Source organism: Halomonas sp. V046 (genome assembly GCF_052645355.1).
Genome location: NZ_JBQXYF010000009.1, coordinates 131,314 through 152,995 on the forward strand (window position 1 = coordinate 131,314; position 21,682 = coordinate 152,995).

Genomic DNA, 21,682 nt, shown 5'->3' on the forward strand with positions numbered 1-21,682 from the left:
TCAGCGCTGACCGCGCCGGACCCACTACGCATCCAGCTGCTCAAGAATGGCATCATTGACGTCGGCATTGGTGTAAACATTTTGCACATCATCGAGATCTTCCAGCCAGTCGATCAACGCCATGACCCGACGGCCGAGATCCGGGTCATCGATGACGGTCATCGTCTCGGGAAACAGCCCCACTTCGCTTGCCAGAGGCATGATCCCGGCATCTACCAGCGCGTCCTGGACGGCACCGTAGCGCTGCGGCGACGTAATCACCTCCAGGCGTCCCTGACCCAGCGTCAGGAGATCGTCCGGCTCGGCGTCCAGGGTCGCCGCCATGACGGCTTCCTCGGAGACGTCAGCGGGCACGGCGATACGTCCTTGATGATGGAACAGGAAGCTGACCGAGCCGCTGGTGCCAAGATTGCCGCCATGCCTGGAGAAAGCATGTCGTACATCCGAGACAGTCCTGTTTCGGTTATCGGTCATGCACTCGACCAGGATCGCGACGCCCTCGGGACCGTAGCCTTCATAGACGATCTCTTCCATCTCGTCAGCGTCATGGTGACCGGCCCCGCGATCGGCCGCGCGCTGAATCGTATCCTTGGTCATGTTATTGGCCAGCGCCTTGTCCATCGCCGCCCTGAGCCGCGGATTATCGGCGGGATCGGCGCCGCCGTGGCGCGCAGCGACGCTCAGCTCGCGGATCAGCTTGGAAAACACCTTGCCACGCTTGGCGTCCTGGGCGGCCTTGCGATGCTTGATATTGGCCCACTTGCTGTGACCTGCCATGACGTCTCCTGTTGCGATGGGAAGCGCGGTACCGGCGGCGAATGCGTCCTTGCCTGCCCGGCGCGAGTCGGCAAAGTTTGTACCGGATCAAGGACAGGGTGGATCGCCATGCGCCACCGCCATGAACCGTGCTAGCGTCCGCTATCGATCTGGGCGCATTTTAACGTGCCTGGCGTCCACCAGCGAACGGCTTCGAGGAGGCTAGCATGAAGGATGTGGCTATTATCGGCGCGGGGCCCGTTGGCCTGTGCCTGGCCAGGGCCCTTGCCGGGGCAGGCATGTCGGTGGCGCTGATCGACCGAATTCCCCGGGAGGCGCTGGCCAATCCGGCCGTCGACGGCCGTGAGATCGCCATGACCCAGGCCTCCTGCGACCTGCTCGCCGACATCGACGTGTGGCAGCGTATCCCCACGGCCGAGGTGGCGCCCCTCGAACGCGCCCGGGTCTTCAATGGCGCCTCAGACTTCAGCATGGGATTCGATGGCGGTGATGGCTCGGCGCCGCTGGGCTTTATGGTGCCCAATCACTGCATCCGTCGCGCGGCCTTCGACGAAGCCCAGCGCATGGACGGCATCGAATGGTTCGAAGGCGACGTCGCCAGCATCACCACCGACACCGCGGCGGCCCGCATGCGTCTCGCCGACGGGCGCGACATCCATGCACGCCTAGCCGTGGCTGCCGATAGCCGCTTCTCGGCGTCACGTCGCCAGATGGGTATCGCCGCCGAGATGCGCGACAACGGCCGCGCGATGATGGTGTGCCGAATAAGCCACGAAATCGCCCACGACCAATCCGCCTGGGAGTGGTTCGATCACGGCCAGACCCTGGCCCTGCTGCCGATCTCCGAGCACCTGTCGTCCGCCGTGGTGACCCTGCCAAGCCGCGAGATGGACGCCTTGATGGCGCTGCCGGCCGAGGCCTTTTCCGCCGCGCTAAGCCAGCGTTACGGCCATCGCCTCGGCACCATGACCCTCGAGGGCGACGCCCACGTCTATCCCTTGGTCAGCGTCTACGCCGAGCGTTTCTGCGCCCGCCGCTTCGTGCTCGTGGGCGACGCCGCGGTGGGCATGCACCCGGTCACCGCCCACGGCTTCAACTTCGGCGCCCACAGCCAGGCGCGTCTCGCCCGGCGCCTGATCGCGGCGCACCGCCAGGGGCGCGATATCGCCGGCGCCCGACTGCTCGCGGCCTACGAGCGGGAGCATCGCCTCGCCACCCGGCCGCTGTATCTTGCCACCCAGGCCATCGTGTCCCTCTACACCGATGACCGCTTGCCGGCACGCGCACTGCGGCACGCCGGATTGCGGCTCGGCGAGCGGCTGGCCCCGTTGCGCAGTGCCATCGGGCGCCAGTTGACCGGCACGCTCAGCGTCCCCTCGCTTGCCGACCTGCCACACCCCCGGCTACCGCGCCTGGTCTTGTCCGACCGGACTCGCTAGCGAGCGGCCAGGGCATGGGCTACCCCATGCCCTGGCGGATCCAGTCGCCGGTCGCCGCCACCTTGGCATCGCGCAGGCTGGTCGTACTCGCCACCAGGTGGTAGCCAGGCCCATTGAGGCGAAGTGCGAAGGGCGCGACGAGGTGCCCGCGCAAGAGCTCGCCCTGAATCAGGGTCACGCCAATCAACGCCACCCCCTCACCCGCGACCGCCGCCTGTATGGCATGACTCTCGTTGGAGAAGGTCAGCACCCCGGCCTCATACGCCCATTGCCGGCCCATGGCGCGATACCACTGCGACCAGTCGGGCTGCCCCAGACCAGGATCATGCCAGTCGATGACGATGTGGCGCTGTTCGCGCAGTTCATCGAGCGTGCATACGCCAAGGTGTGGGCTGGCCACCAGCGCGAACGCATCCTCGCCCAAGGGGAAACCGCTGTAGGGCGCATAGCCCCCTCGGCCATAGCGAATCGCTAGCGTCGACGCCTGATCGAGATCCACCGGCACTTCGCTGGCGTGCAGGCGGAGATCGATCCCGGGATATCGGCGCGAAAAGTCCGATAGCCGCGGCATCAACCACTGGGTCGCGAATGCCGGCGTACAGGACAGGGTGACCGCCGGTGAACCTTCGTGCTCGCGCAGTGCTCCGATTTCGAGCGCGATGTCGTCGAAGCCCTGGCGCAGCACCTGATACAGGCGCCTGGCGCAGCCGAGCATTACCACCTGCCTGGTGCGCCGCTCGAATAACGCCAGCCCCAACCACCCTTCGAGTTCACGTACCTGCTGGCTGATGGCGGCAGGCGTCACCGCAAGCTCCTGCGCGGCGAGCTTGAAGCTGCCATGGCGGGCCGCCGCCTCGAAGGCGCGCAGCTGTGATAACGGCAGGTCGCGTCGTTTCATGGGTTACGCATGGATAAGCTGAACTTGTTCATAAGGCGAGAATAGATCGTTTGTCGCCGATTTCAACTCCTAGGATGCTGGGTATCGCTCACCACAGGTGAGTCTACCTTGTCCGCAGGAGTCGCCAGCATGACCAGAGTATTGCATTTGGACGCCAGTGCCCGTCCGGGCCGTTCCGATCGCCGCCCCCACGGCTCACACACCCGCCGCCTCTCGGCGCAATTCGTCGAGGAATGGCGCCGCCAGCGCCCGACGGATCACATCGACTATCGCGACATCGGTCGCCAGTCTCCTTCTCCCATCAGCGGGGACTGGATTCACGCCGCCTTCACCAAGGAGCCAGACCGCGAGCCCTGGATGCGCGAAGCGCTCAAGGAAAGTGACCGGCTGGTGGATGAGCTGCTTGCGGCCGACGTCATCATCGCCGCCGTCCCGATGTACAACTTCGGCGTTCCGGCCGGGTTCAAGGCCTACATCGACAATATTGTCAGAGTCGGGCGCACCTTCGGTTTCGACCGCAATCGTCAAGGCCCGCCCTACTGGCCGATGCTGAGTGATGCCAACAAGCACCTGATCATCCTCAGCGCCCGTGGCGACGCCGGCTATGACCCCGGAGGGGTCCTCGCGCACGCCAACCACGTCGAGCCGCACCTGCGCACGGTCTTCGGCTACCTGGGCATCGACAAGGTCGACTGCATTGCGGTCGAGTACGATGAATTCGGCGACGACCGGCTCGCCGAGTCGCTGGACCAGGCCGAGCGCCGCATCCGACAGGCCGTGGAAACGCTGGCCGCAACGACGGCGCCACCGGTGTCTGCGTAACGCGTCACACGGCCAAGGCCGTGCGCGTCTGCCGATAGACGACGAAAAGGCCTGACGCTTGGCGTCAGGCCTTTCATTTACTGCATGCGTCTACGCGAAGGAGGCCGCCTCGGTGTCACGGCCCCCTGCCCGAGTCGTGCAACGCGTTACTCGCCGCTGTCGGCTTCGACCTTGGCCTTCTGGCGCAGGCGAATATTGAGGTCCTTGAGCTGGTCACTGCTGACCTCACCCGGGGCATCGGTCATCAGGCACGCGGCGCTCTGGGTCTTGGGGAAAGCGATGACCTCACGGATGGTGCGCGCGCCGGTCATCAGCATGACCAGGCGGTCGAGGCCGAAGGCCAGGCCACCGTGGGGCGGCGCGCCGTAGTGCAGCGCGTCGAGCAGGAAGCCGAACTTCTCGCGGGCCTCTTCCTCGCCGATGCCGAGAATCTCGAACACCACCTTCTGCATCGACTGGTCGTGGATACGGATGGAACCGCCACCGAGCTCGGTGCCGTTGAGCACCATGTCGTAGGCCCGTGACAGCGCCTCGGCCGGGTTGGCCTTGAGCTCGTCGGGGCTGCATGCCGGCGACGTGAAGGGGTGATGCAGCGGACTCAGGCGACCGTTGTCGTCGGCCTCGAACATCGGGAAGTCCACCACCCACAGCGGCGCCCATTCCTGGGTGTAGAGCTCAAGGTCTTCGCCCAGACGCACGCGCAGCGCCCCGAGAGCCTCATTGACGATGCGTGCCTTGTCGGCACCGAAGAAGATGATATCGCCATCCTCGGCCCCTACGCGGTCAAGCAGCGTCTCGATCACGCCTTCCATGAACTTGACGATCGGCGACTGCAGGCCCTCGATGCCCTTGGCGCGTTCGTTGACCTTGATCCAGGCCAGGCCGCGCGCGCCATAGATGCCGACGAACTTGGTGTACTCGTCGATCTCCTTGCGCGAGAGCTTGGCGCCGCCGCTGACCTTGAGTGCCGCGACGCGACCGTCGTCGGCGTTGGCTGGGCCCGAGAACACCTTGAAGTCGACGTCCTTCATCAGGTCATCGACGTCGGTCAGCTCCAGCGGGATGCGCAGGTCCGGCTTGTCGGAGCCGAAGCGGTGCATCGCTTCGTGCCAGGTCATGCGCGGGAACTCGCCGAGATCCACCGACAGCACTTCCTTGAACAGCTTGCCGATCATCGCCTCGGTGATCCCCATGATGTCGGACTCCTCGACGAAGGAGGCCTCCAGGTCAATCTGGGTAAACTCGGGCTGACGGTCGGCGCGCAGGTCCTCATCGCGGAAGCACTTGGCGATCTGGTAGTAACGATCGAAGCCGGCCACCATCAACAGCTGCTTGAACAGCTGCGGCGACTGCGGCAGGGCGAAGAAGCTGCCGGCGTGGGTGCGGCTCGGCACCAGATAGTCGCGAGCGCCTTCGGGCGTCGCCCGGGTCAGCACCGGCGTCTCGATGTCGAGGAAACCCTCGCCTTCGAGGAAGGCACGTACGTTGTGGGAAATGCGCGAGCGCAGGCGCAGCTTCTCGATCATCTCGGGACGACGCAGATCGATATAGCGATGCTTGAGCCGCGTCTCCTCACCCACCTTGCCGTGCTCGTCCAACTGGAACGGCGGCGTCGCAGCACTATTCAGCACCTCGACGTCCTTGGCCAGGACCTCGATCAGCCCGGTCGGCATATTGGGGTTCTGGGTGCCTTCGGGGCGCAGGCGAACCCGGCCCTGGATGCGCAGTACATACTCGCTGCGAGCGCGGTCGGCGGTGGCGAAAGCCTCGGCGGTGTCAGGGTCGACCACGACCTGGGCGACGCCGTCACGATCACGCAGGTCGAGGAAGATCACTCCACCGTGGTCACGGCGGCGGTGCACCCAGCCGCACAGGCTGACCGTCTGGTCCACCAGGGTGTCGTTGAGCTGGCCGCAATAATGGCTGCGCATGTTGGATCCTGTCTTGTTGCGTAAAGGGAAAAGCGGAATTCGTCGGCTCAGGCGGTAGCGCCATCACCGGACTTGGCAGGAGCAGCACTATCACCGGACTTGGCGGGGGCGGCCTTACTGGTGTCATTGGCACCACCGTCTCCGGCCAAATTCTTCTTGCTGCCACCCGACTTGAAATCGGTCTCGTACCAGCCGCCGCCGGCGAGGCGGAAACCGGCGGCGGACACCAGACGGCTGAGTTCCGGCGTCTCGCAGGCCGGGCAATCCGTCAGCGCCGCGGCACTGATCTTCTGCAGTTTTTCCAGACGGTGCCCGCAGGCCTTGCACTGGTATTCGTAGATGGGCATGTTGAAGTCTCCAAATCGCATCGAAACTCGCGGCAATGCGGTCGGACCATGGCATGCGCCATCGCCGTCCTTGTCTGCCATTTGGCGATATAGGGCCGGAAGTCGAGATTTCCAAGCCAGAATCAAAGCCCCGTAGTATACCCTGTTGAAGGTCCCCAGGCACAGCCCTGCCGATACCGACAATACCCGCACAAGGAGCCTCCATGAAAGCCGTCCTGCTCGACGCCGATAGTCTCGGCCCGGACATCGATCTCGCCCCGATTCGTGAGCGCGTCGATGACCTCGAGGTGCATCCCCACAGCACCACCGAACAGGCCGGAGAGCGGTTGGCCGGCGCCCAGGTGGCGATCGTCAACAAGGTGGTGCTGGACGCAGCAACGCTCAATGCCCTGCCCGAGCTCAAGCATATCTGTGTGCTCGCCACGGGAACCAACAACATCGACATGGAGACGGCCCGGCAACGAGGCATCCGCGTCGACAACGTCAATGCCTACGGCACCGCCAGCGTTGCCCAGCACACCTTGATGCTCATTCTGGGCCTGGCGACCCGGGCGCCGCTCTATCAGCGCGATGTCGCCACCGGCCGCTGGGGCAAAAGCGCGTTCTTCTGCTTGATGGATCACACCACACTGCAGCTCGAGGGCAAACAGCTGGTGATCGTCGGCCAAGGCGAGCTCGGCTCCCAGGTCGCTCGCCTGGCCGAGGCCTTCGGCATGAACGTGACCTTCGCTGCCCGCCCCGGCAACGAAGCCAATGATCGCCGGGCATCGTTGGCGAGCCTGTTGCCCGAGGCCGATGTGATCAGCCTGCACTGCCCGCTTACCGACGCGACACACCACCTGATCAACGCCGACAACCTGGCCACCGTCAAGCCAGGGGCGCTATTGGTCAACTGCGCCCGCGGCGGCGTCATCGATGAAGACGCCGCCCTTGCGGCCCTGCAGCAAGGGCGACTCGGGGGGCTGGCGGTGGACGTCCTGCCCAGCGAGCCGCCGACCCAGGGCCACGCATTGATCGATGCCATGCACAATGCGCAGCTCAATCTCATGGTGACGCCGCACAGCGCCTGGATCACCCCGGAAGCGCGGCAGAACATCATTCGCCTGACCGCCGTGAACCTTACCAACGCCACCTGAGCGGCCGATCGTCGGGGTCCATCCTGCTGATATGTCCATGGCAGTGCCCCCGAGCAAGAATCCTGGCCGTCGGGGCATCGCCGTTTATGGTGATGTGATGACGGTCATGGCCCGTCCAGGGGCTAAGGACAGTGGTGCGGGGAAATGTGTCACGATGTACAAGATAACGGTATAAAGGCGTCATTGTCTTTCTCCCTACCTTGCGTCGTGTACGCTGGAATCCGATACTCTGCGCTGGGAAGCCCCTCTCTGCCAGTCAGCCATTCGGAAACTGCATGCTGTATAACTTTGGGTCGATCAATCTCGACCACGTCTATCGCGTCCCCCACCTGGTCCGCCCCGGGGAAACCTTGGCCAGCCACGAACATCGCGTCGGCCTTGGCGGCAAGGGCGCCAATCAGTCCCTCGCCCTGGCCCGAGCCGGTGGCGAGGTATGCCATTGGGGGCAGATCAACGGCCAGGATGGCTGGGTGCGTGACATGCTCGTCGACGCCGGCGTCGGCGTGACCGGCGTCACCGACGTCGAGGGCCCGACCGGCCACGCGATCATCCAGGTTGATGACGCCGCAGAGAACGCTATCCTGCTGTTTCCCGGTGCCAACCACGGCTTCCGTCGCGCCGATCTGGCGGCGCTGATCGACGCTACGGCACCGGGCGACTGGCTGCTGATTCAGAACGAGACCAGCGCCCTGGGCGATGCCATTGTGCTGGCCCACCAGGCCGGCATGCGTATCGCTTTCAACCCGGCGCCGATGAGCGACGCGGTGCTCGACCTGCCGCTCGAGCACTGCGATCTGCTGTTCGTCAATCGCGGGGAAGCGGCCTGGCTCGCGGGACTCGATCAGGCGGCCGACGCGCCCGCCCTGCTCGACGCCCTGGCGCAGCGCTTGCCCCAGACCCAGACCGTATTGACCCTCGGCGCCGACGGCGCCTGGTTCCAGCACGGCCAGACGCGCCATTTCCAGCCGGCCCTGCCGGTCAAGGCCGTCGACACCACCGCCGCCGGGGATACCTTTATCGGCTACTATCTTGCCGCGCTGCAGGATGGCGCGCAGGCGCCGGCGTGCTTGATCCTTGCCACCGCCGCTGCCGCCATCGGCGTGCAACGCCAGGGCGCCGCGGCCAGTATTCCAAGCCGCGCCGAAGTGGATGCCTCTCTCGCCGGCTAACGGCTCCCGCACGCCAACTCTTCACCCGTTTTTCACCGCTTCCCCCTTTGCGACGTCAAGGAGACCCTCGTGGCTCATTCGATCATCTTCGACACCGACCCCGGCGTGGACGACGCCCAAGCCATCGCCATCGCCCTGCGTCACCCGGACATCGACCTGGTGGGTATGACCACGACGTTCGGCAACGTCGACGTCGAAACCGCCACCCATAATGCCCTGCTGCTTGGGGAAGTCGCCGGCAAGCCGGTTCCCGTGGCCCAGGGCGCGGCGGCGCCAATGGTCAAGCCCCGCCATCCGGCGCCTGCGCACATCCACGGCGACAACGGCCTTGGCAACATCGACCTGCCCGACGTTCAGGGCAAGGCCGACGCCCGCAGTGCGGCTCAGTTCATTGTCGATACGGTCAACGCCCGCCCAGGCGAGATCACCCTGGTCGCGGTGGGACCGCTTGGCAACCTCGCCGCAGCCCTGCAGATTGATCCCGGCATCACCGCCCGGGTGAAGGGCGTCGTCGTCATGGGCGGCTCCATCCGGGAAGGCGGAAACGTCACGCCGGTGGCGGAAGCCAACATCTTCAACGATGCCCACGCCGCCTCTCGGGTGCTAAGCGCCGATTGGCCGCTCACCCTGGTCGGGCTCGACGTCACCCATCGCTGCGTGCTGACCCCTGCGCACATGGCCCGCATCGAAGCGGGCCAGGGTGAGCTGGGCCGACTGCTGGCCGGCAGCTACGCGTTCTATCGCGAGTTCTATCGCCAGGCGCTCGGCATCGATGGCTGCTGCCCCCACGATAGCCTGGCGCTGGCCTGGCTGGTACGCCCGGAACTGTTCACGACCCAGCGCGGCCACTTGAGCGTCGTCACCGACGGCCTGGCCGAGGGCCAGACACTCTTCGCCCCCGCCGGCCGTGCCTTCATCCAAAAACGCTGGTCCACCAGTCCCGAGATGGACGTCTGCCTCGGTGTCGATGGTGACGCGGTCAGCGACTGGATCGCCGACACCCTGGCGTGATATGGGGGCATCAGAGCCGGCCTGGAGGAACTCCCACCAGGGGCTACACACAAACGCCGCCGCCCGCCAGGGCTGGCGGCGTTTTCTATCGCGCACCCTGGCGGACCAAGGCTCGCGTAACGATCGCGTTGCGGGACCAATCTCGATAACGGCTCCAGGCTCCCTACGGCACCCGCGATCGGCCAATGCCTGGCGATCGCATCGAAGGCCGACCCCGCGACCTACCCCGTGCGGAACGCCTGCGGCCAGGTCGGCGGCACCAGGTCGCGGACGGCCACGTCACTGACATGGGCATGCTCCGGGCCCTGGTGCAGCCACTGCACCACTTCTTTTACGGCTCGAGGAGCACCACACAACAGCACTTCGACCCGCCCATCGGGCAAGTTGAAGGCATGCCCGGTCAGCCCCGCTGCCAGAGCACGCTGCTCGGTGGACCAGCGATAGCCGACGCCTTGCACCTGGCCGCTCACTAGGGCCTTCACACAGACCGAATCATCGGCAGACATCAACGCGTCTCCTTGGTATCCGGCGCATCGGCCGAGCGCCCCTCTGCCGGACCATCGGCAGCACCTGCCACGTGCCCCGGTTCCGCCAGCGTCTCAGGCTCGTCTCGCAGGCCTTGCTCCAGTGCGGCTTCGTGCTCACGCTCACGCTGCTCTTCATCGAACGCCTGCTGTTCGCTCTTCGACAGGGCGTCACGCACACTCTGCTGGTCCATCAACTCTTGCTTGACCAGTACCGCACTGTTGCGGGGGATGACCGGTTTGTGCCTCGCCAGCAGGTGGCATTTAGTGAAGGCGGCGCCAAACAGCAGGATCAATGAGGAGTAGTAGACCCACAGCAGAATGACCACGACCGATCCTGCGGCGCCATACGTCGAAGCGGTGGCGGTGTAGGCGAGATACATGGCGATCGCGGACCGCCCGATGGCGAACAACAGCGCCGTGACCACGGCTCCCACCAGAACGTCTCGCCAGCGCAGCACCACATCGGGCAGCACCTTGAAGATGGTCGCAAACAAGGCCGCGATCACGCCGAGCGAGACCATGAACTCGGCGCCCTTGGTCAGCAGGCTGACGTAGGGCAAGACATCATGGGCAGCCTTGAGCGCTGCACGGACGAACACCCCGAGGCCAAGCGACACCAGCAGGATGAAGCCGATCGACAACACCACGGTCAGCGACAGCATGCGGTTCTTGATGAAGATCCACAGGCTATTGCTGCTCGGCCTCGCGGCCACGCCCCAGATGGTATTGAGGGAAAACTGCATTTGCCCGAAGACGGTCGTGGCGCCAATCGCCAGGGCACCGAACCCGAGCAGCGTCGGCATCAGGCCCGACTGATCGATGCTGGACTGAGCGACCGCCTGCTCGATGGCGGAAGCGGCATCGGGCCCCATGGTGCCCTGCAATTGCGCGAAGATCTGCCCTTGGGCGGCCTCCTCCCCCAGCACGAAACCGATGACCGTGACGGCAATGATCACGGTCGGAGCCAGAGAAAACAGCGTATAGAAGGCCAAGGAGCCCGCATAGCTGAAGGCATTGCGCTCGAGCCACAGCGCCACGGCGCTGCGCAGCACGCCCCACCAAAACTGCACGAAAGTGATAATCATGGCGTTCCCTACCGATTATTTGCTGTCAGCATACCGAAATAGGCCGTTGAGGGGCGGTTCAAAAACGAAAATCCGGCGCATTGCAGCGGGTGATCGTCGCCACCATAATGGCGGCACCTTTCGATCAGGAGCGTCCCATGAGCCCACCGCCGAACACCGCCTCGCCCGGGGGCGATTTCGATTGCCTGGTGTTCATCGGTCGCTTCCAGCCGCCTCACCTTGGCCACCTGGCGGTCATCCGCGCGGCACTGAAGCGGGCTCGACAGGTGATCGTGCTGGTCGGCTCGTCCTGGCAGGCGCGCTCGCTACGCAACCCCTGGCGCTTCGACGAGCGGCGCACCATGTTGCGCAACGCCTTCGACGACGACGAGAACGCCCGGCTCGAGATCGCTCCGCTGCTCGACGCCTTGTACAACGACGACGTCTGGGTCCACGACGTCCAGCGCAAGGTCCGCGACCTGGCACACCCGGAAGGCGCTAGGCTGCCGCGTATCGGCCTGATCGGCGCCAGTCGCGGTCAGTCGAGCTACTATTTATCGCTGTTTCCGCAGTGGGAATCGGTCAGCGTGCCCCTGGTGGAGGCGATATCGGCCAGCCAGATTCGCGAACGCCTGTTTCGCTCCCAGGGCTCGGCGGTGGAATACCTGAGTACCAACGCCAGCCATGACCTGCCGCCGGCGGTGGTCTCGAGTGTGCGTAGCTTCATGGCCACAGACCCCTATCGCCAGCTCGAGGAAGAACAGCAGCTGCTCGATCAGTATCGCTCAGCCTGGGCCCAGGCCCCCTATCCGCCGATCTTCGTCACCGTCTGCGCCGTGGTGGTGCAATCGGGTCATGTCTTGCTGGTGCGCCGTACCTCGGCGCCGGGCAAGGGACTCTACGCCCTGCCCGGGGGCTTTATCAGTTCCCAGGAACGGCTGATGGACGCCTGCCTGAGGGAGCTGCGCGAACGCATTCGGCTGAAGGTGCCGGAGCCGGTATTGAAAGGCTCGCTCCGCGGTCAGCGGCTCTTCGATGAACCTCATCGCAGCTGGCGCGGGCGGACACTGGCCGAGGCCTTCTACTTCGCCCTGCGCCCGGATCAGAACCTGCCGAGGCTAAAGCCGGTGAAGGGCGGCGACCATGCCCGCTGGGTGCCGCTGGCAGAGCTCGAGCCCGAGAGCCTGTTCGAGGATCACTTCTTTATCATCCAGAACTTTCTCGGGCTGCCGGCCGATCATCGCAGCTAGGCCACCCGGGCCATCAGTCTGAACGCCTGTTCGACGCGCTCTTCGGTGACATCCAGAACTTTCTCGGACTGCCGGCCGATCATCGCCATTCAGCGACCAGGCCACCCGGGCCATCAGTCTGAACGCCTGTTCGACGCACTCTTCGGTGACATCCAGAGCTTTCTCGGACTGCCGGCCGATCATCGCCATTCAGCGACCAGGCCACCCGGGCCATCAGTCTGAACGCCTGTTCGAAACCCCTTCGGTGACATCCAGAGCTTTCTCGGACTGCCGGCCGATCATCGCCATTCAGCGACCAGGCCACCCTGGCCATCAATCTGAACGCTTGTTCGAGGCCCCTTCGGTGACATCCAGAGCTTTCTCGGGCTGCCGGACGATCATTGCCATTTAGCGACCAGGCCACCCTGGCCGCCAACTGTCGCCAAGGTGGCCAGCGGCGATGCAAGAGCCATTGTCACGAGGGCCTAGCCTCAGCCGGATGGTCTCTCGCACCGCACCTAGCCGGCCGCACCTAGCCGGCCGCACCTAGCCGGCCGCATCTAGCCGGCCGCACCTAGCCGGCCGCATCCTTAAGCGCCTGGCGCAGGAGGTCATCGCTCCCTTGGCGGTCTCGCCCGGCGCGGCTCAGCTGCTCGGAGAAGCTTGGCACCGCCGAGGCGCCCGTGGGACGATCCGCGGCCTCGGCGAATACACTTAACTGTCCGGCATTTAGATCGACTCGCACGCGGTAACGCAGCACCGCGCCGTCGTCCGCCGGAACCGAAACGCCTAGCTCGACGACATCGACGCCAGCGGGCCGATCCATCGTCACGACACCCCGGCGGTCGGCATGGATCCACCCCGGTAGCGCCCTGCCATCGGCCAGGCTCACCCCCACCTCAGCCGATGCGGCGCCCCTGTCCTGCACGGATAGCCAGGCCCGTTCCCGTTCGATGTTCAGGGTCATGGCCAGGCGCCCGTCAGCGCTGGCAATGGAGCCGTTGAGCGCCTCCCCCGGTCCCTCCACCGCCGTCAGTCGTGACAGCGCCGAGGCGCCCCACATCGGCGCGGCCTTACCGCCATCATGATCGGGTTGCAGGTCGCTGATGGCGTTGACCGCCGTCAGGACAACGCCATCGGCGCCCAGATCCGGCAAGCCCCCGAGGTCGCCCACCTCGTTGACGACCTGCTCGACGATCCCGTCCACCCGCAACTCATCCCCGCCGGTGGACCGGTCAGGCGCTTCCACTGGGGATGGCACCCTTGGCCGGTACTCTCCCTGATAGAAGGTATCGGTCGCCTTGACGACGATCTCCACGGTGACGTACGTCACTCCCCCATGGCCATCGCTAACCGCCACCACGAAGCTATCGCTGCCGCTGAAGCCCGGGTTCGGTACGAAGATGAAACTACCATCCGCCGCCAGGCTAACCTCGCCGTGGGACGCCGGCGTCGACAGCCCAAAGGTTAAATCATCGCCGTCGATGTCACTGGCATCGATCGTCCCCCCGACGGGATCTCCAGTCTCGGTGACGAGACTCGGCGCACGAGCCTCAGGCGCATCATTTACCGCGGTGACCGTCACCGGCACCGTGACGTCGACGGTTCCCCCATGACCGTCGCTGACGGTGACGACGAAGCTGTCACTGCCGTTGAAACCGGGTCCCGGTGTAAAGGTGAAGGTGCCATCCTCATTGAGAATCAGGGTACCGCTCGCCGGCGGCGACTTGAGCGTATAGCTCAGGTCATCGCCATCCACGTCGGTGGCAGTGATGGTTCCGCTACTCGAGCCATCCTCATCGACGATGACCGGCTCGACGCTGACCACCGGAATGTCGTTGTTGCCTGCGATGGTGATGGTTAGCGTCGCCGAGCTGACGTCCCCGTCGCCGTCGGTGATCCAGTAGGTGAAGCTATCCGTCAGGCTCTCGCCCTTCTGCAGGCCGTTCACCGCCGGGTCGTCGTTATTGATGACGTAGCGGTAGCTGCCGTCGGCATTGAGCACCAGGACGCCGCAATCTCCCTGGATCGGTGTTCCGACCGGCCCCGGCTCCGACGCCCCCGCGGAGGTCGCGATGCCCGTTACTGTGCAGCCATCGGCACCTTCTCCATCGTTTCCCATCACCTCGCCGAGGAGGGTATCACCGGCATCTTCCGTCAGCGCGGCACTATCGTCTGTCGCCAGGGGCGCGTCGTCGAGAATGGTGATCGCCAGGGTGCCGGCATCGGCGGTGACATCGCCATCGACATCGGTTACCCCGACCACGAATCGTTCGGCGACATCGCCTTCGCTGTGGTCGGCATCTCTGGTCAGGGTGTAGCAATAACTGACAACGCCACTGGTGGAGTCAAAGCCGTTGATGATCAGACGGCCAAACTCGCCCTCGATGCTGATCGGCAAGCGATGACTCGCCGCAAGATCCGCGAGGCTTATCGTCGTACCGCCGAGGCGAATGCTGTCGAGACTGTCTACCGGGCCGACGCTGAAGGTCCCCGACTGGGACAAGCCCGCCCCACCGGCGTCGGTACCCGTCGCCAGCGCCGACTCTTCGACTCGACCATCGCTGCCCGCAGCCTCACCGGTGCCATCGCCAAGGCCGCCAATGACAACCTGGTCATCGACCGCCGTCACGCGAAGCGCCAGAGTGCCCGTATCGGTGCCGCCGCTGCTGTCACCGACCCGGTAGCTAATAGGCGGCACGTCACCATTGAAGTTCGGGGCGGGATCGAAGCGGTAGGAGCCATCGCTGTTCAAGGTCACGCTACCGACGCCCGGGATCTCGGCGGTTTCGCCGGGCAGGTACTGGCGCCCATCTACCGTGAAGCCGGTCACCGATAAAGGATCACCCTCGACATCACTGTCGTTGGCCAGAACCCCATGATCCTTGTCGACCACCAGGGGGGTGTCTTCTGCCGTGCTGGCGCTGTCATTGGCCGCCACCGGTGCGTCGTTGATCGGCGTGACCGTGATCGATACCGTGACATCGACCTTGCCACCGTTGCCATCGTCGACGGTAACGACAAAGCTGTCCGTGCCGTTGAAATCCGGGTCGGGCGTGTAGGTGTAGGTGCCATCTGGATGAAGGGTCACGTCGCCATGCGCTGGATCGCCGGCGAGACCGTACGACAGCTGGTCGCCATCCACATCCGAGCTGTCAATGGCGCCGGAGACCGGTGTTCCCTCCATCGTCACCAGCGCTGATGAACTGGCTTCGGGGCCATCATTGGCGCCCATGATGGTGATCGTCAGTCTCGCGGTCGAGGTATCACCGTCGGCGTCGGTAATCTCATAGGTGAAGGTCTCGGTCAGGCTCTCGCCTTTCTGCAGCCCATTGACGTCGGCATTGGCGTTATCCAGGCGATAGCTGTAGCTGCCGTCAGGGTTGAGCATCAGGGCCCCGTAATTCCCCGCCAGCGCCGAGCCGTCAAGCGGCGAGGTCGGCATACCGCTACCGGACGTCACGGCGCTCACCTTGGCCCCATCGGCGCCAAGGACATCGTTGGAAAGCACCGACCCCGAACTAGGGTTGTCGCCGTCTTCACCGACCGTCAGGCTATCGCCACTTGCCGTAGGTGCGTCATCAAGGATCGCAATCGCCAGGGTACCGGCCTTGGCGACGGTGTCGCCGTCGACATCGGTCACCCCGATCACGAAGCGATCCGACGCCGTCCCGTCGCGGTGGCCTGCTTCACGCATCAAGGTGTAGACGTAGCTGACTGTCCCCGTGGTTGCGTCATAGCCGTCGATGATCAAGCGACCGAACTTCCCCTCGACGCGGATCGGCGAATCGCCACTGGCGGCAAGCTCGTCGATGCCAATCGTCGTGGTGCCGATCGTCACCGAGGACAGCGAAGATGCCGGCCCAAGGGTGAAGGAGCCGCTCTGGCTCAGACCGGCGCCCCCTGGGGCGCTGCCGCTTGCGAGCGCCGATTCGTCGACCGTGCCATCGGTGCCGTCGCGATCACCATCGCCGAGGCCACCGACGGTGACCTTGTCGTCCACGGCGGTCACGCCAAGCGTCAGGGTCGCGCTATCGCTGAGACCATCGCCATCGGCGATGGTGTAGGTCACCACAGGCACGCCGCCGTGATAGTTCGGCGCCGGAACGAAGCGATAGGAGCCATCGGCGTTGATCGTCAACTCCCCCACACCCTCGATGGTGACACTATCACCGGCCGCAAAGCGCTCGGTCATGCCGGCAACGCTGAAGCCAGTGACACTCAGGCTATCGCCATCGACGTCGCTGTCGTTAGCCAGCAGCCCATCGTCGACGGCAACCGTCAGCGGCGTATCCTCCGCCGTGCTCGCGCTGTCGTTACCCGCCACCGGGGCGTCGTTGACCGGCGTGACCGTCACCGGGACCGTGATGGTCGTGGTGCCGCCATGGCCGTCGGTGACCGTCACCTCGAAGCTATCCGTGCCGTTGAAGTCCGGATCCGGCACGAAGGTAAAGCTGCCGTCGGTGTTCAGCGTCAGGGTGCCGTTCTCCGGCGCGGTCGTGAGGGTAAAGCTCAGGTCATCGCCGTCGACATCGGTGCCGACAATGGTGCCGCTGGCCGTACCATCCTCGTCGACAACGATCGGGTCGGCGCTCGCCGTGGGTGCGTCATTGGCCCCCTGAATGACCAGCGTCAGGGTCGCCGTGGTGGTGTCGCCATCGCCATCGGTGATCTGGTAGGTAAAGGTCTCGGTCAGCGTCTCGCCCTTCTGCAGGGCATTCACCTTGGCGTTCGCGTTATCCAGCGCATAGCTGTAGCTGCCGTCGGCGTTGACCGTGAGCTTGCCGTAAAGCCCCTCCACGGCGCTGCCCACATTACCGCTCGGCGCCGCCTTGCCCGCACCGACACCCGTCACCGGTCCGTCACCGGCCTCACCGTCGGCACCAAAGGTATCGTTGCCGATAAGATCTCCGGTCACGGTCGATGACGAGGCGTCTTCACCGATCGTCGCGTCGTCCTTGGTGGCATCGGGCCCGTCATCGAGGATCTCGACGGCCAGCGGCTTGGGAGAGTCCTTGGTCGAGTTGCCCAGCGAATCGGTCACCACCACATCGACGCTATCCGTCACCGGGTCGCTGCCATGCTGCGCCGTCTCGGTGAGCACGAAGCGATAGCTGACGGTGCTCTCGCGCACCCCACTGCCGCTGTCGCTACCCAGCGTAAAGCCGGTGAGGATAAAGTAGCCGTGGTCGGTCAAGAGCTTGACCGAGGGCGCACTGTCGCTGAACCCCTCAAGATCCTCCAGGGTAAAGGTCTCGCCGCCGATGCTGATGCTTGCCAGCGGAGAATCGACCAGGTCGATGACGATGAACTCCCCGTCATACACCGCCCCGCCGGTGGCCGGCGCCGAGCCGTCGCCAAGCTCGGCCTCCTCCACGCTACCCGCATCGGTGCTGACGGCGGCCGGCGAGCCATAGAGGGTCAGCGTCACCGTCGTGGTCACCGCATCGCCATCGCCATCGGTGATCCGGTAGGTGAAGGTGTCGCTCAAGGATTCTCCCGGCTGCAGGCCGCTGACCGCGGCGTCGCTGAAGTCCGGCACGTACGTATAGCTGCCGTCGGCGTTGAGGGTGAAGGTGCCATAGCTGCCGGCGAGCCCCTCACCGACATTGGCGTCACTCGGCGCTCCGGTCCCGACCGCAACCCCCGTGACGGCGCCGCCATCGGCACCCAGGCTGTCAGGCTTGCCATCCAGGCTATCGGGGTCCTTGCCGCCGCTGCCGGTGAGCACGTTACCGTCGGCGACGCTGCTCGGCTGGTTGCCGACATTGATCGTTTCATCGCGGTCGGCGGCGGCCGTCGGGGTATCGTCGATCACCGCGAAGGCCAGGGTCCCGGCGTTGGCCGTGATATCGCCATCGACGTCGGTCACCCCGATGACGAAGCCGTCATTGACCGCGCCTTGCGAATGATCCGCCACCTCGCCCAGGGTATAGACGTAGCTGACGTTACCCGTGGCCTTCTCGAAGCCCGAGATCACCAGCGTGCCGAACTCGCCGGTGATGGTAATCGGTGACTCACCGCTGGCCAGCAAGTCGGCGACGCTGATCAGCGTGCCGCCGATGGTGACGCTATCGAGGCTCGTGATGGGGCCGAGGCTGAAGGTGCCGCGGGAGGCCAGATCGTCCGCCGACGGATCGCTGCCGCCCGCCAGATTGGCTTCATCGACCTCGCCATCGGTGCCGTCGACGCTGCCATCGCCGAGGCCACCGAGCGTGACGGTATCGTCGACCGCGGTCACGCTCAGCGATAGGGTGGCAGTGGCGCTGCCGCCATCGCCATCGGACACCGTGTAGGTCACGACCGGCACGCTGCCATGGTAGTTCGGGGCGGGGACGAAGCGATAGGAACCGTCGGCGTTGATCGTCAGCTCCCCCACGCCCTCGAGGGTGACGCTATCACCGGCCGTGAAGCTCTCGGTCATGCCCGCGATGCTAAAGCCGGTGACACTCAGGCGATCGCCATCGCCATCGCTGTCATTGGCCAGCAACCCATTACCGGCATTGACGACGATGGTCGTATCCTCCGCCGTGGTATTGGTGTCGTTGACTGCGATGGGAACATCCTTCACCGAGGTCACGGTGATGGTCAGATTCGCCGTCGCGATACCGCTAGCCCCGCGCAGGGTGTAAGTGATCAGCGGCACCAGCCCATGAAAGTTGGCGGCTGGATCGAAGCTGTACGCCCCGTCGGCATTGATCGTCAGTCGACCGATGACATTGCCGCTCTCGTCGGCGATTTCATTGGCAACGCCCAGGGTCAGCGCCTTGTCGGCAATGTCATCGCCATCGGTGTCGATCATGACGCTGTCGATCGCCGTCGCATCGTTCAAGACATCATTGGCGAGTAGCCCGGCGTCCGCGTCGACAACAAGTTCAGTATCCTCATCGGTCACGCCGATATCCCCCGTTGCCACTGGAGGGAGGACATTGTCGCGATAGTCTAAGTCGATTGCCGGGGCCTTCGCGTTCGAGCCATCGGCCGCGGTGTCGTTGTCGCTGTCGGACAGGGTGAAGTTCCCGTCCGTGACGTTATCATCGTTGACGTCGTAACCGTCGTCGGCATCCGTGCCCTCGAAGATGTCCAGCAGGCCGTCGCCGTCGGTATCGGTGCTATCGGTGATCGACGTCGGCCCCTTCTCACTGCGCTCGGCGATGTCCAGCACCCCGTCATTGTCGGAGTCCGCATCGAGATAGTCCGCGGTCTTGTCAGCGTCGGTATCGACCGGTGTCAGACCGACGCTGGCAGCACCGGTCTTGTCTTGTGTGTTGCTATCGTAGCTATCGTCCAGCCCGTCTCTATCGGCATCCACGCCTGATGGTGCGACGTAGCCCTCGGTCGTCTGAGCCTCGACGTTATCGGTGATGCCATCGTTGTCGCTGTCGATATCAACAGAATCGGCATTGCCATCGCCGTCGCTGTCACTGCGAACCTTGAACCGGATCTCACTAATCACGACGTTGGCGTTACCGCCTGGCCGCCCCAGGCAATGGGCGAACTCCACGCGCGCCACGTTGGCAATATCTTCAGGCAGGTCGAGTTTAAATCCCCGACCTGCCCCGCCTTCGGGTATCGAGCCACGCTCCGAGTATGCCGTGGTCGAATACACAAGGTTGCCGTCGGCATCATAAAAGCGGATCTCACCGATAGAATCGATGGACTGTAGATCCGACAGATTATTACCGCCGTTGTTATAGATTTCGATCGAGTTCAGGGTAACCGGGTCATCGAAACCGAACGTCATAAGATCGATATCGTTATCGCCCGTCGCGTAGTAATTCCCTGAGGAAACGTTGCCATCGATCATATATCCAGGATTATACCCCGACCACGTTTTCCCGGTGGACGTTACGCTATCGGGGCGCCTGACAATGATCGAGGACTCTTCGGAATCAAGCAGCCCATCATTATCGTCATCGATATCATCGTTATTGAGAAGACCGTCGCCATCGCTGTCGATACCGTCGCCGTTATCGCGATAATCCAGGTCGCACAGCAGCGGCGCAGCATCGCTGCCATCGTCAGCGATATCGTCGTCACTATCGGCTAAGGTAAAGACTCCGTCCTTGACGTTTTCATCATTGGCATCATAGCCATCGCTGACATCGCTACCCTCGAAGATGTTCAGAAGGCCATCACCATCGCTGTCGGTGGTACTGGTAATGGACGTCGGCCCCTTCTCACTGCGCTCGGCGATGTCCAGGGCCCCGTCGTTGTCGGAGTCCGTATCGAGATAGTCCGCGGTCTTGTCACCTTCGGTATCGATCGGCTCGAGCCCCCCACTGGCCAGGGCCCAGATGTCTGCCGCGTCGGCATCGTAGTTGTCGTCCAGGCCATCGCCATCGGCGTCGGTCATGGCGGTGCCCTGGCCGCTCGGCGCGATATAGCCGCCCGTCGATTGGGCCTCGACATTGTCGGTGATACCGTCGTTGTCGCTGTCAAGATCAAGCCGGTCGACGACACCATCGCTATCATGGTCGACATCGGTATAGCTCACCAGGTTGACCTCGCGCAGCCCGATACCATAAGACGAGGCCTTGGTATGCCGCGCGACATCACTGAACTCGATTCGGCCGACATCGAAAAGCGGCGGCAGATCGATAACGAACGGATCTGCCGCCGGGGAGTCGGGCACGGAATCGGCACCAGAGAACGCCGTCGAGCTATAGATCAAGACGTTGTGGCTATCGTAGATTCTGATCTCGCCAATGGAACCAATGCTGCGCCCCGTCGCTGCCATGGTGTAGCTGTTGTATATCTGAATAGCCTCGACCTGATCGACCGGCGTATCGTAGGAAAAGGTCATCAGATCAATCGAATTGGAACGGGTAAAATAATAATAGTGCGGCGCGGCGCCGTCGGTGAACCCATCGGTCGCCCGATCGATTCCATTACGTGAGTTCTGGCCGGCCTCCGTCGACGAGCCCGCATCCGGCGTATAGGACGTTGCCTGACTCTCGAGTTGGTCGAGAATGCCATCGTTGTCATCGTCGATATCCGGGCCATCCAACACGCCGTCGCCATCGGAATCGATGTCACTGGCAGCCAGGGCCCGGGCCTTGGCTCGGGTGTCGCTCAAGGCCAGCATGACGGCCCTGGCATCGCCACCGTCTGCCGAGTCCTGCGAGGTCAGCTGCGGGTTCTGTCCATCGCCTTGCGCGTGGCTTGCGTCATCCGCCACCGCCTTGGTGGTGGCCGCGCCAGCGGCATCGAGCAGCACGCGAGATTCCAGCTCGCGAAGCAGCAGGCCAGCGCCTTTGTGCGCCGTGCCGCTACGCTGATTTTTGCGAGACTTGGGCTGTTTGGTCTTCATCACGACTCTCCTTGTCGAT

The 21,682-nt window shown here is 64.2% G+C and carries 12 protein-coding genes and 1 pseudogene; 6 read left to right on the forward strand and 7 right to left on the reverse strand.

Annotated elements, in window-relative coordinates:
• Nucleotides 1–24: 24 nt before the first annotated feature.
• Nucleotides 25–777 (reverse strand): YebC/PmpR family DNA-binding transcriptional regulator, encoded by a 753-nt coding sequence (locus tag ACUN9Y_RS13845; RefSeq protein WP_445461300.1) that lies wholly within the window; start codon nt 775–777, stop codon nt 25–27.
• 206 nt (nt 778–983) lie between these two features.
• Here ACUN9Y_RS13845 and ubiM point away from each other — a divergent pair, with 206 nt between their 5' ends.
• Nucleotides 984–2,216: a 5-demethoxyubiquinol-8 5-hydroxylase UbiM gene (gene ubiM, locus ACUN9Y_RS13850; RefSeq protein WP_445461301.1), complete on the forward strand. Its 1,233-nt coding sequence runs from the start codon at nt 984–986 to the stop codon at nt 2,214–2,216.
• Nucleotides 2,217–2,235: 19 nt separating this feature from the next.
• Here the strand turns inward: ubiM and ACUN9Y_RS13855 are convergent, their stop codons facing one another.
• Nucleotides 2,236–3,114 (reverse strand): LysR substrate-binding domain-containing protein, encoded by an 879-nt coding sequence (locus tag ACUN9Y_RS13855; protein WP_445461302.1) that lies wholly within the window; start codon nt 3,112–3,114, stop codon nt 2,236–2,238.
• A gap of 129 nt (nt 3,115–3,243) precedes the next feature.
• Here ACUN9Y_RS13855 and ACUN9Y_RS13860 point away from each other — a divergent pair, with 129 nt between their 5' ends.
• Nucleotides 3,244–3,936 carry an FMN-dependent NADH-azoreductase gene (locus ACUN9Y_RS13860; protein ID WP_445461303.1) on the forward strand — a complete coding sequence of 231 codons (693 nt, stop codon included), beginning with the start codon at nt 3,244–3,246 and terminating at the stop codon, nt 3,934–3,936.
• A 146-nt stretch (nt 3,937–4,082) separates the two neighbouring features.
• Here ACUN9Y_RS13860 and aspS read toward each other — a convergent pair whose 3' ends face one another.
• Together aspS and ACUN9Y_RS13870 are read right to left on the reverse strand one after the other, a co-directional pair.
• Nucleotides 4,083–5,867: an aspartate--tRNA ligase gene (gene aspS / locus ACUN9Y_RS13865; protein WP_445461304.1), complete on the reverse strand. Its 1,785-nt coding sequence runs from the start codon at nt 5,865–5,867 to the stop codon at nt 4,083–4,085.
• 47 nt (nt 5,868–5,914) lie between these two features.
• Nucleotides 5,915–6,214, reverse strand: coding sequence for an FmdB family zinc ribbon protein (locus ACUN9Y_RS13870; protein WP_445461305.1), 300 nt, complete (start codon nt 6,212–6,214; stop codon nt 5,915–5,917).
• A 203-nt stretch (nt 6,215–6,417) separates the two neighbouring features.
• Between ACUN9Y_RS13870 and ACUN9Y_RS13875 the strand changes: the two genes are divergently transcribed.
• From ACUN9Y_RS13875 to ACUN9Y_RS13885, 3 genes are all read left to right on the forward strand, one after another.
• A complete protein-coding gene (locus ACUN9Y_RS13875; RefSeq protein WP_445461306.1) occupies nt 6,418–7,350 on the forward strand; it encodes a D-2-hydroxyacid dehydrogenase in 933 nt (310 codons plus the stop codon).
• A 275-nt stretch (nt 7,351–7,625) separates the two neighbouring features.
• A complete protein-coding gene (locus ACUN9Y_RS13880) occupies nt 7,626–8,519 on the forward strand; it encodes a ribokinase (RefSeq protein WP_445461307.1) in 894 nt (297 codons plus the stop codon).
• Nucleotides 8,520–8,588: 69 nt separating this feature from the next.
• On the forward strand, nt 8,589–9,530 hold the full coding sequence (locus ACUN9Y_RS13885) for a nucleoside hydrolase (RefSeq protein WP_445461308.1): 942 nt from the start codon (nt 8,589–8,591) through the stop codon (nt 9,528–9,530).
• Nucleotides 9,531–9,751: 221 nt separating this feature from the next.
• On the opposite strand, the gene ACUN9Y_RS13890 is transcribed toward ACUN9Y_RS13885, so the two are convergent.
• Nucleotides 9,752–10,036, reverse strand: coding sequence for an acylphosphatase (locus ACUN9Y_RS13890; protein ID WP_445461309.1), 285 nt, complete (start codon nt 10,034–10,036; stop codon nt 9,752–9,754).
• A gap of 209 nt (nt 10,037–10,245) precedes the next feature.
• Nucleotides 10,246–11,142: pseudogene (locus ACUN9Y_RS13895) on the reverse strand (YihY/virulence factor BrkB family protein); the annotation flags it as partial.
• Between the two features lie 137 nt (nt 11,143–11,279).
• Here ACUN9Y_RS13895 and ACUN9Y_RS13900 point away from each other — a divergent pair.
• The gene (locus tag ACUN9Y_RS13900; RefSeq protein ID WP_445461310.1) at nt 11,280–12,371 is read left to right on the forward strand and encodes a bifunctional nicotinamide-nucleotide adenylyltransferase/Nudix hydroxylase; all 1,092 of its coding nucleotides are present in this window, start codon (nt 11,280–11,282) and stop codon (nt 12,369–12,371) included.
• A 553-nt stretch (nt 12,372–12,924) separates the two neighbouring features.
• Here ACUN9Y_RS13900 and ACUN9Y_RS13905 read toward each other — a convergent pair.
• The gene (locus ACUN9Y_RS13905) at nt 12,925–21,663 is read right to left on the reverse strand and encodes an Ig-like domain-containing protein (protein ID WP_445461311.1); all 8,739 of its coding nucleotides are present in this window, start codon (nt 21,661–21,663) and stop codon (nt 12,925–12,927) included.
• Between the last annotated feature and the right edge of the window lie 19 nt (nt 21,664–21,682).

What these genes read in the sequence shown, in the direction of transcription:
- ACUN9Y_RS13890 (WP_445461309.1), bottom strand. Translation starts at nt 10,036, where the DNA reads ATGTCTGCCGATGATTCGGTCTGTGTGAAGGCCCTAGTGAGCGGCCAG.
- ACUN9Y_RS13905 (WP_445461311.1), bottom strand. Translation starts at nt 21,663, where the DNA reads ATGAAGACCAAACAGCCCAAGTCTCGCAAAAATCAGCGTAGCGGCACG.
- ubiM (WP_445461301.1), top strand. Translation starts at nt 984, where the DNA reads ATGAAGGATGTGGCTATTATCGGCGCGGGGCCCGTTGGCCTGTGCCTG.
- ACUN9Y_RS13845 (WP_445461300.1), bottom strand. Translation starts at nt 777, where the DNA reads ATGGCAGGTCACAGCAAGTGGGCCAATATCAAGCATCGCAAGGCCGCC.
- ACUN9Y_RS13880 (WP_445461307.1), top strand. Translation starts at nt 7,626, where the DNA reads ATGCTGTATAACTTTGGGTCGATCAATCTCGACCACGTCTATCGCGTC.
- ACUN9Y_RS13875 (WP_445461306.1), top strand. Translation starts at nt 6,418, where the DNA reads ATGAAAGCCGTCCTGCTCGACGCCGATAGTCTCGGCCCGGACATCGAT.
- ACUN9Y_RS13860 (WP_445461303.1), top strand. Translation starts at nt 3,244, where the DNA reads ATGACCAGAGTATTGCATTTGGACGCCAGTGCCCGTCCGGGCCGTTCC.
- ACUN9Y_RS13900 (WP_445461310.1), top strand. Translation starts at nt 11,280, where the DNA reads ATGAGCCCACCGCCGAACACCGCCTCGCCCGGGGGCGATTTCGATTGC.
- ACUN9Y_RS13870 (WP_445461305.1), bottom strand. Translation starts at nt 6,214, where the DNA reads ATGCCCATCTACGAATACCAGTGCAAGGCCTGCGGGCACCGTCTGGAA.
- ACUN9Y_RS13855 (WP_445461302.1), bottom strand. Translation starts at nt 3,114, where the DNA reads ATGAAACGACGCGACCTGCCGTTATCACAGCTGCGCGCCTTCGAGGCG.
- aspS (WP_445461304.1), bottom strand. Translation starts at nt 5,867, where the DNA reads ATGCGCAGCCATTATTGCGGCCAGCTCAACGACACCCTGGTGGACCAG.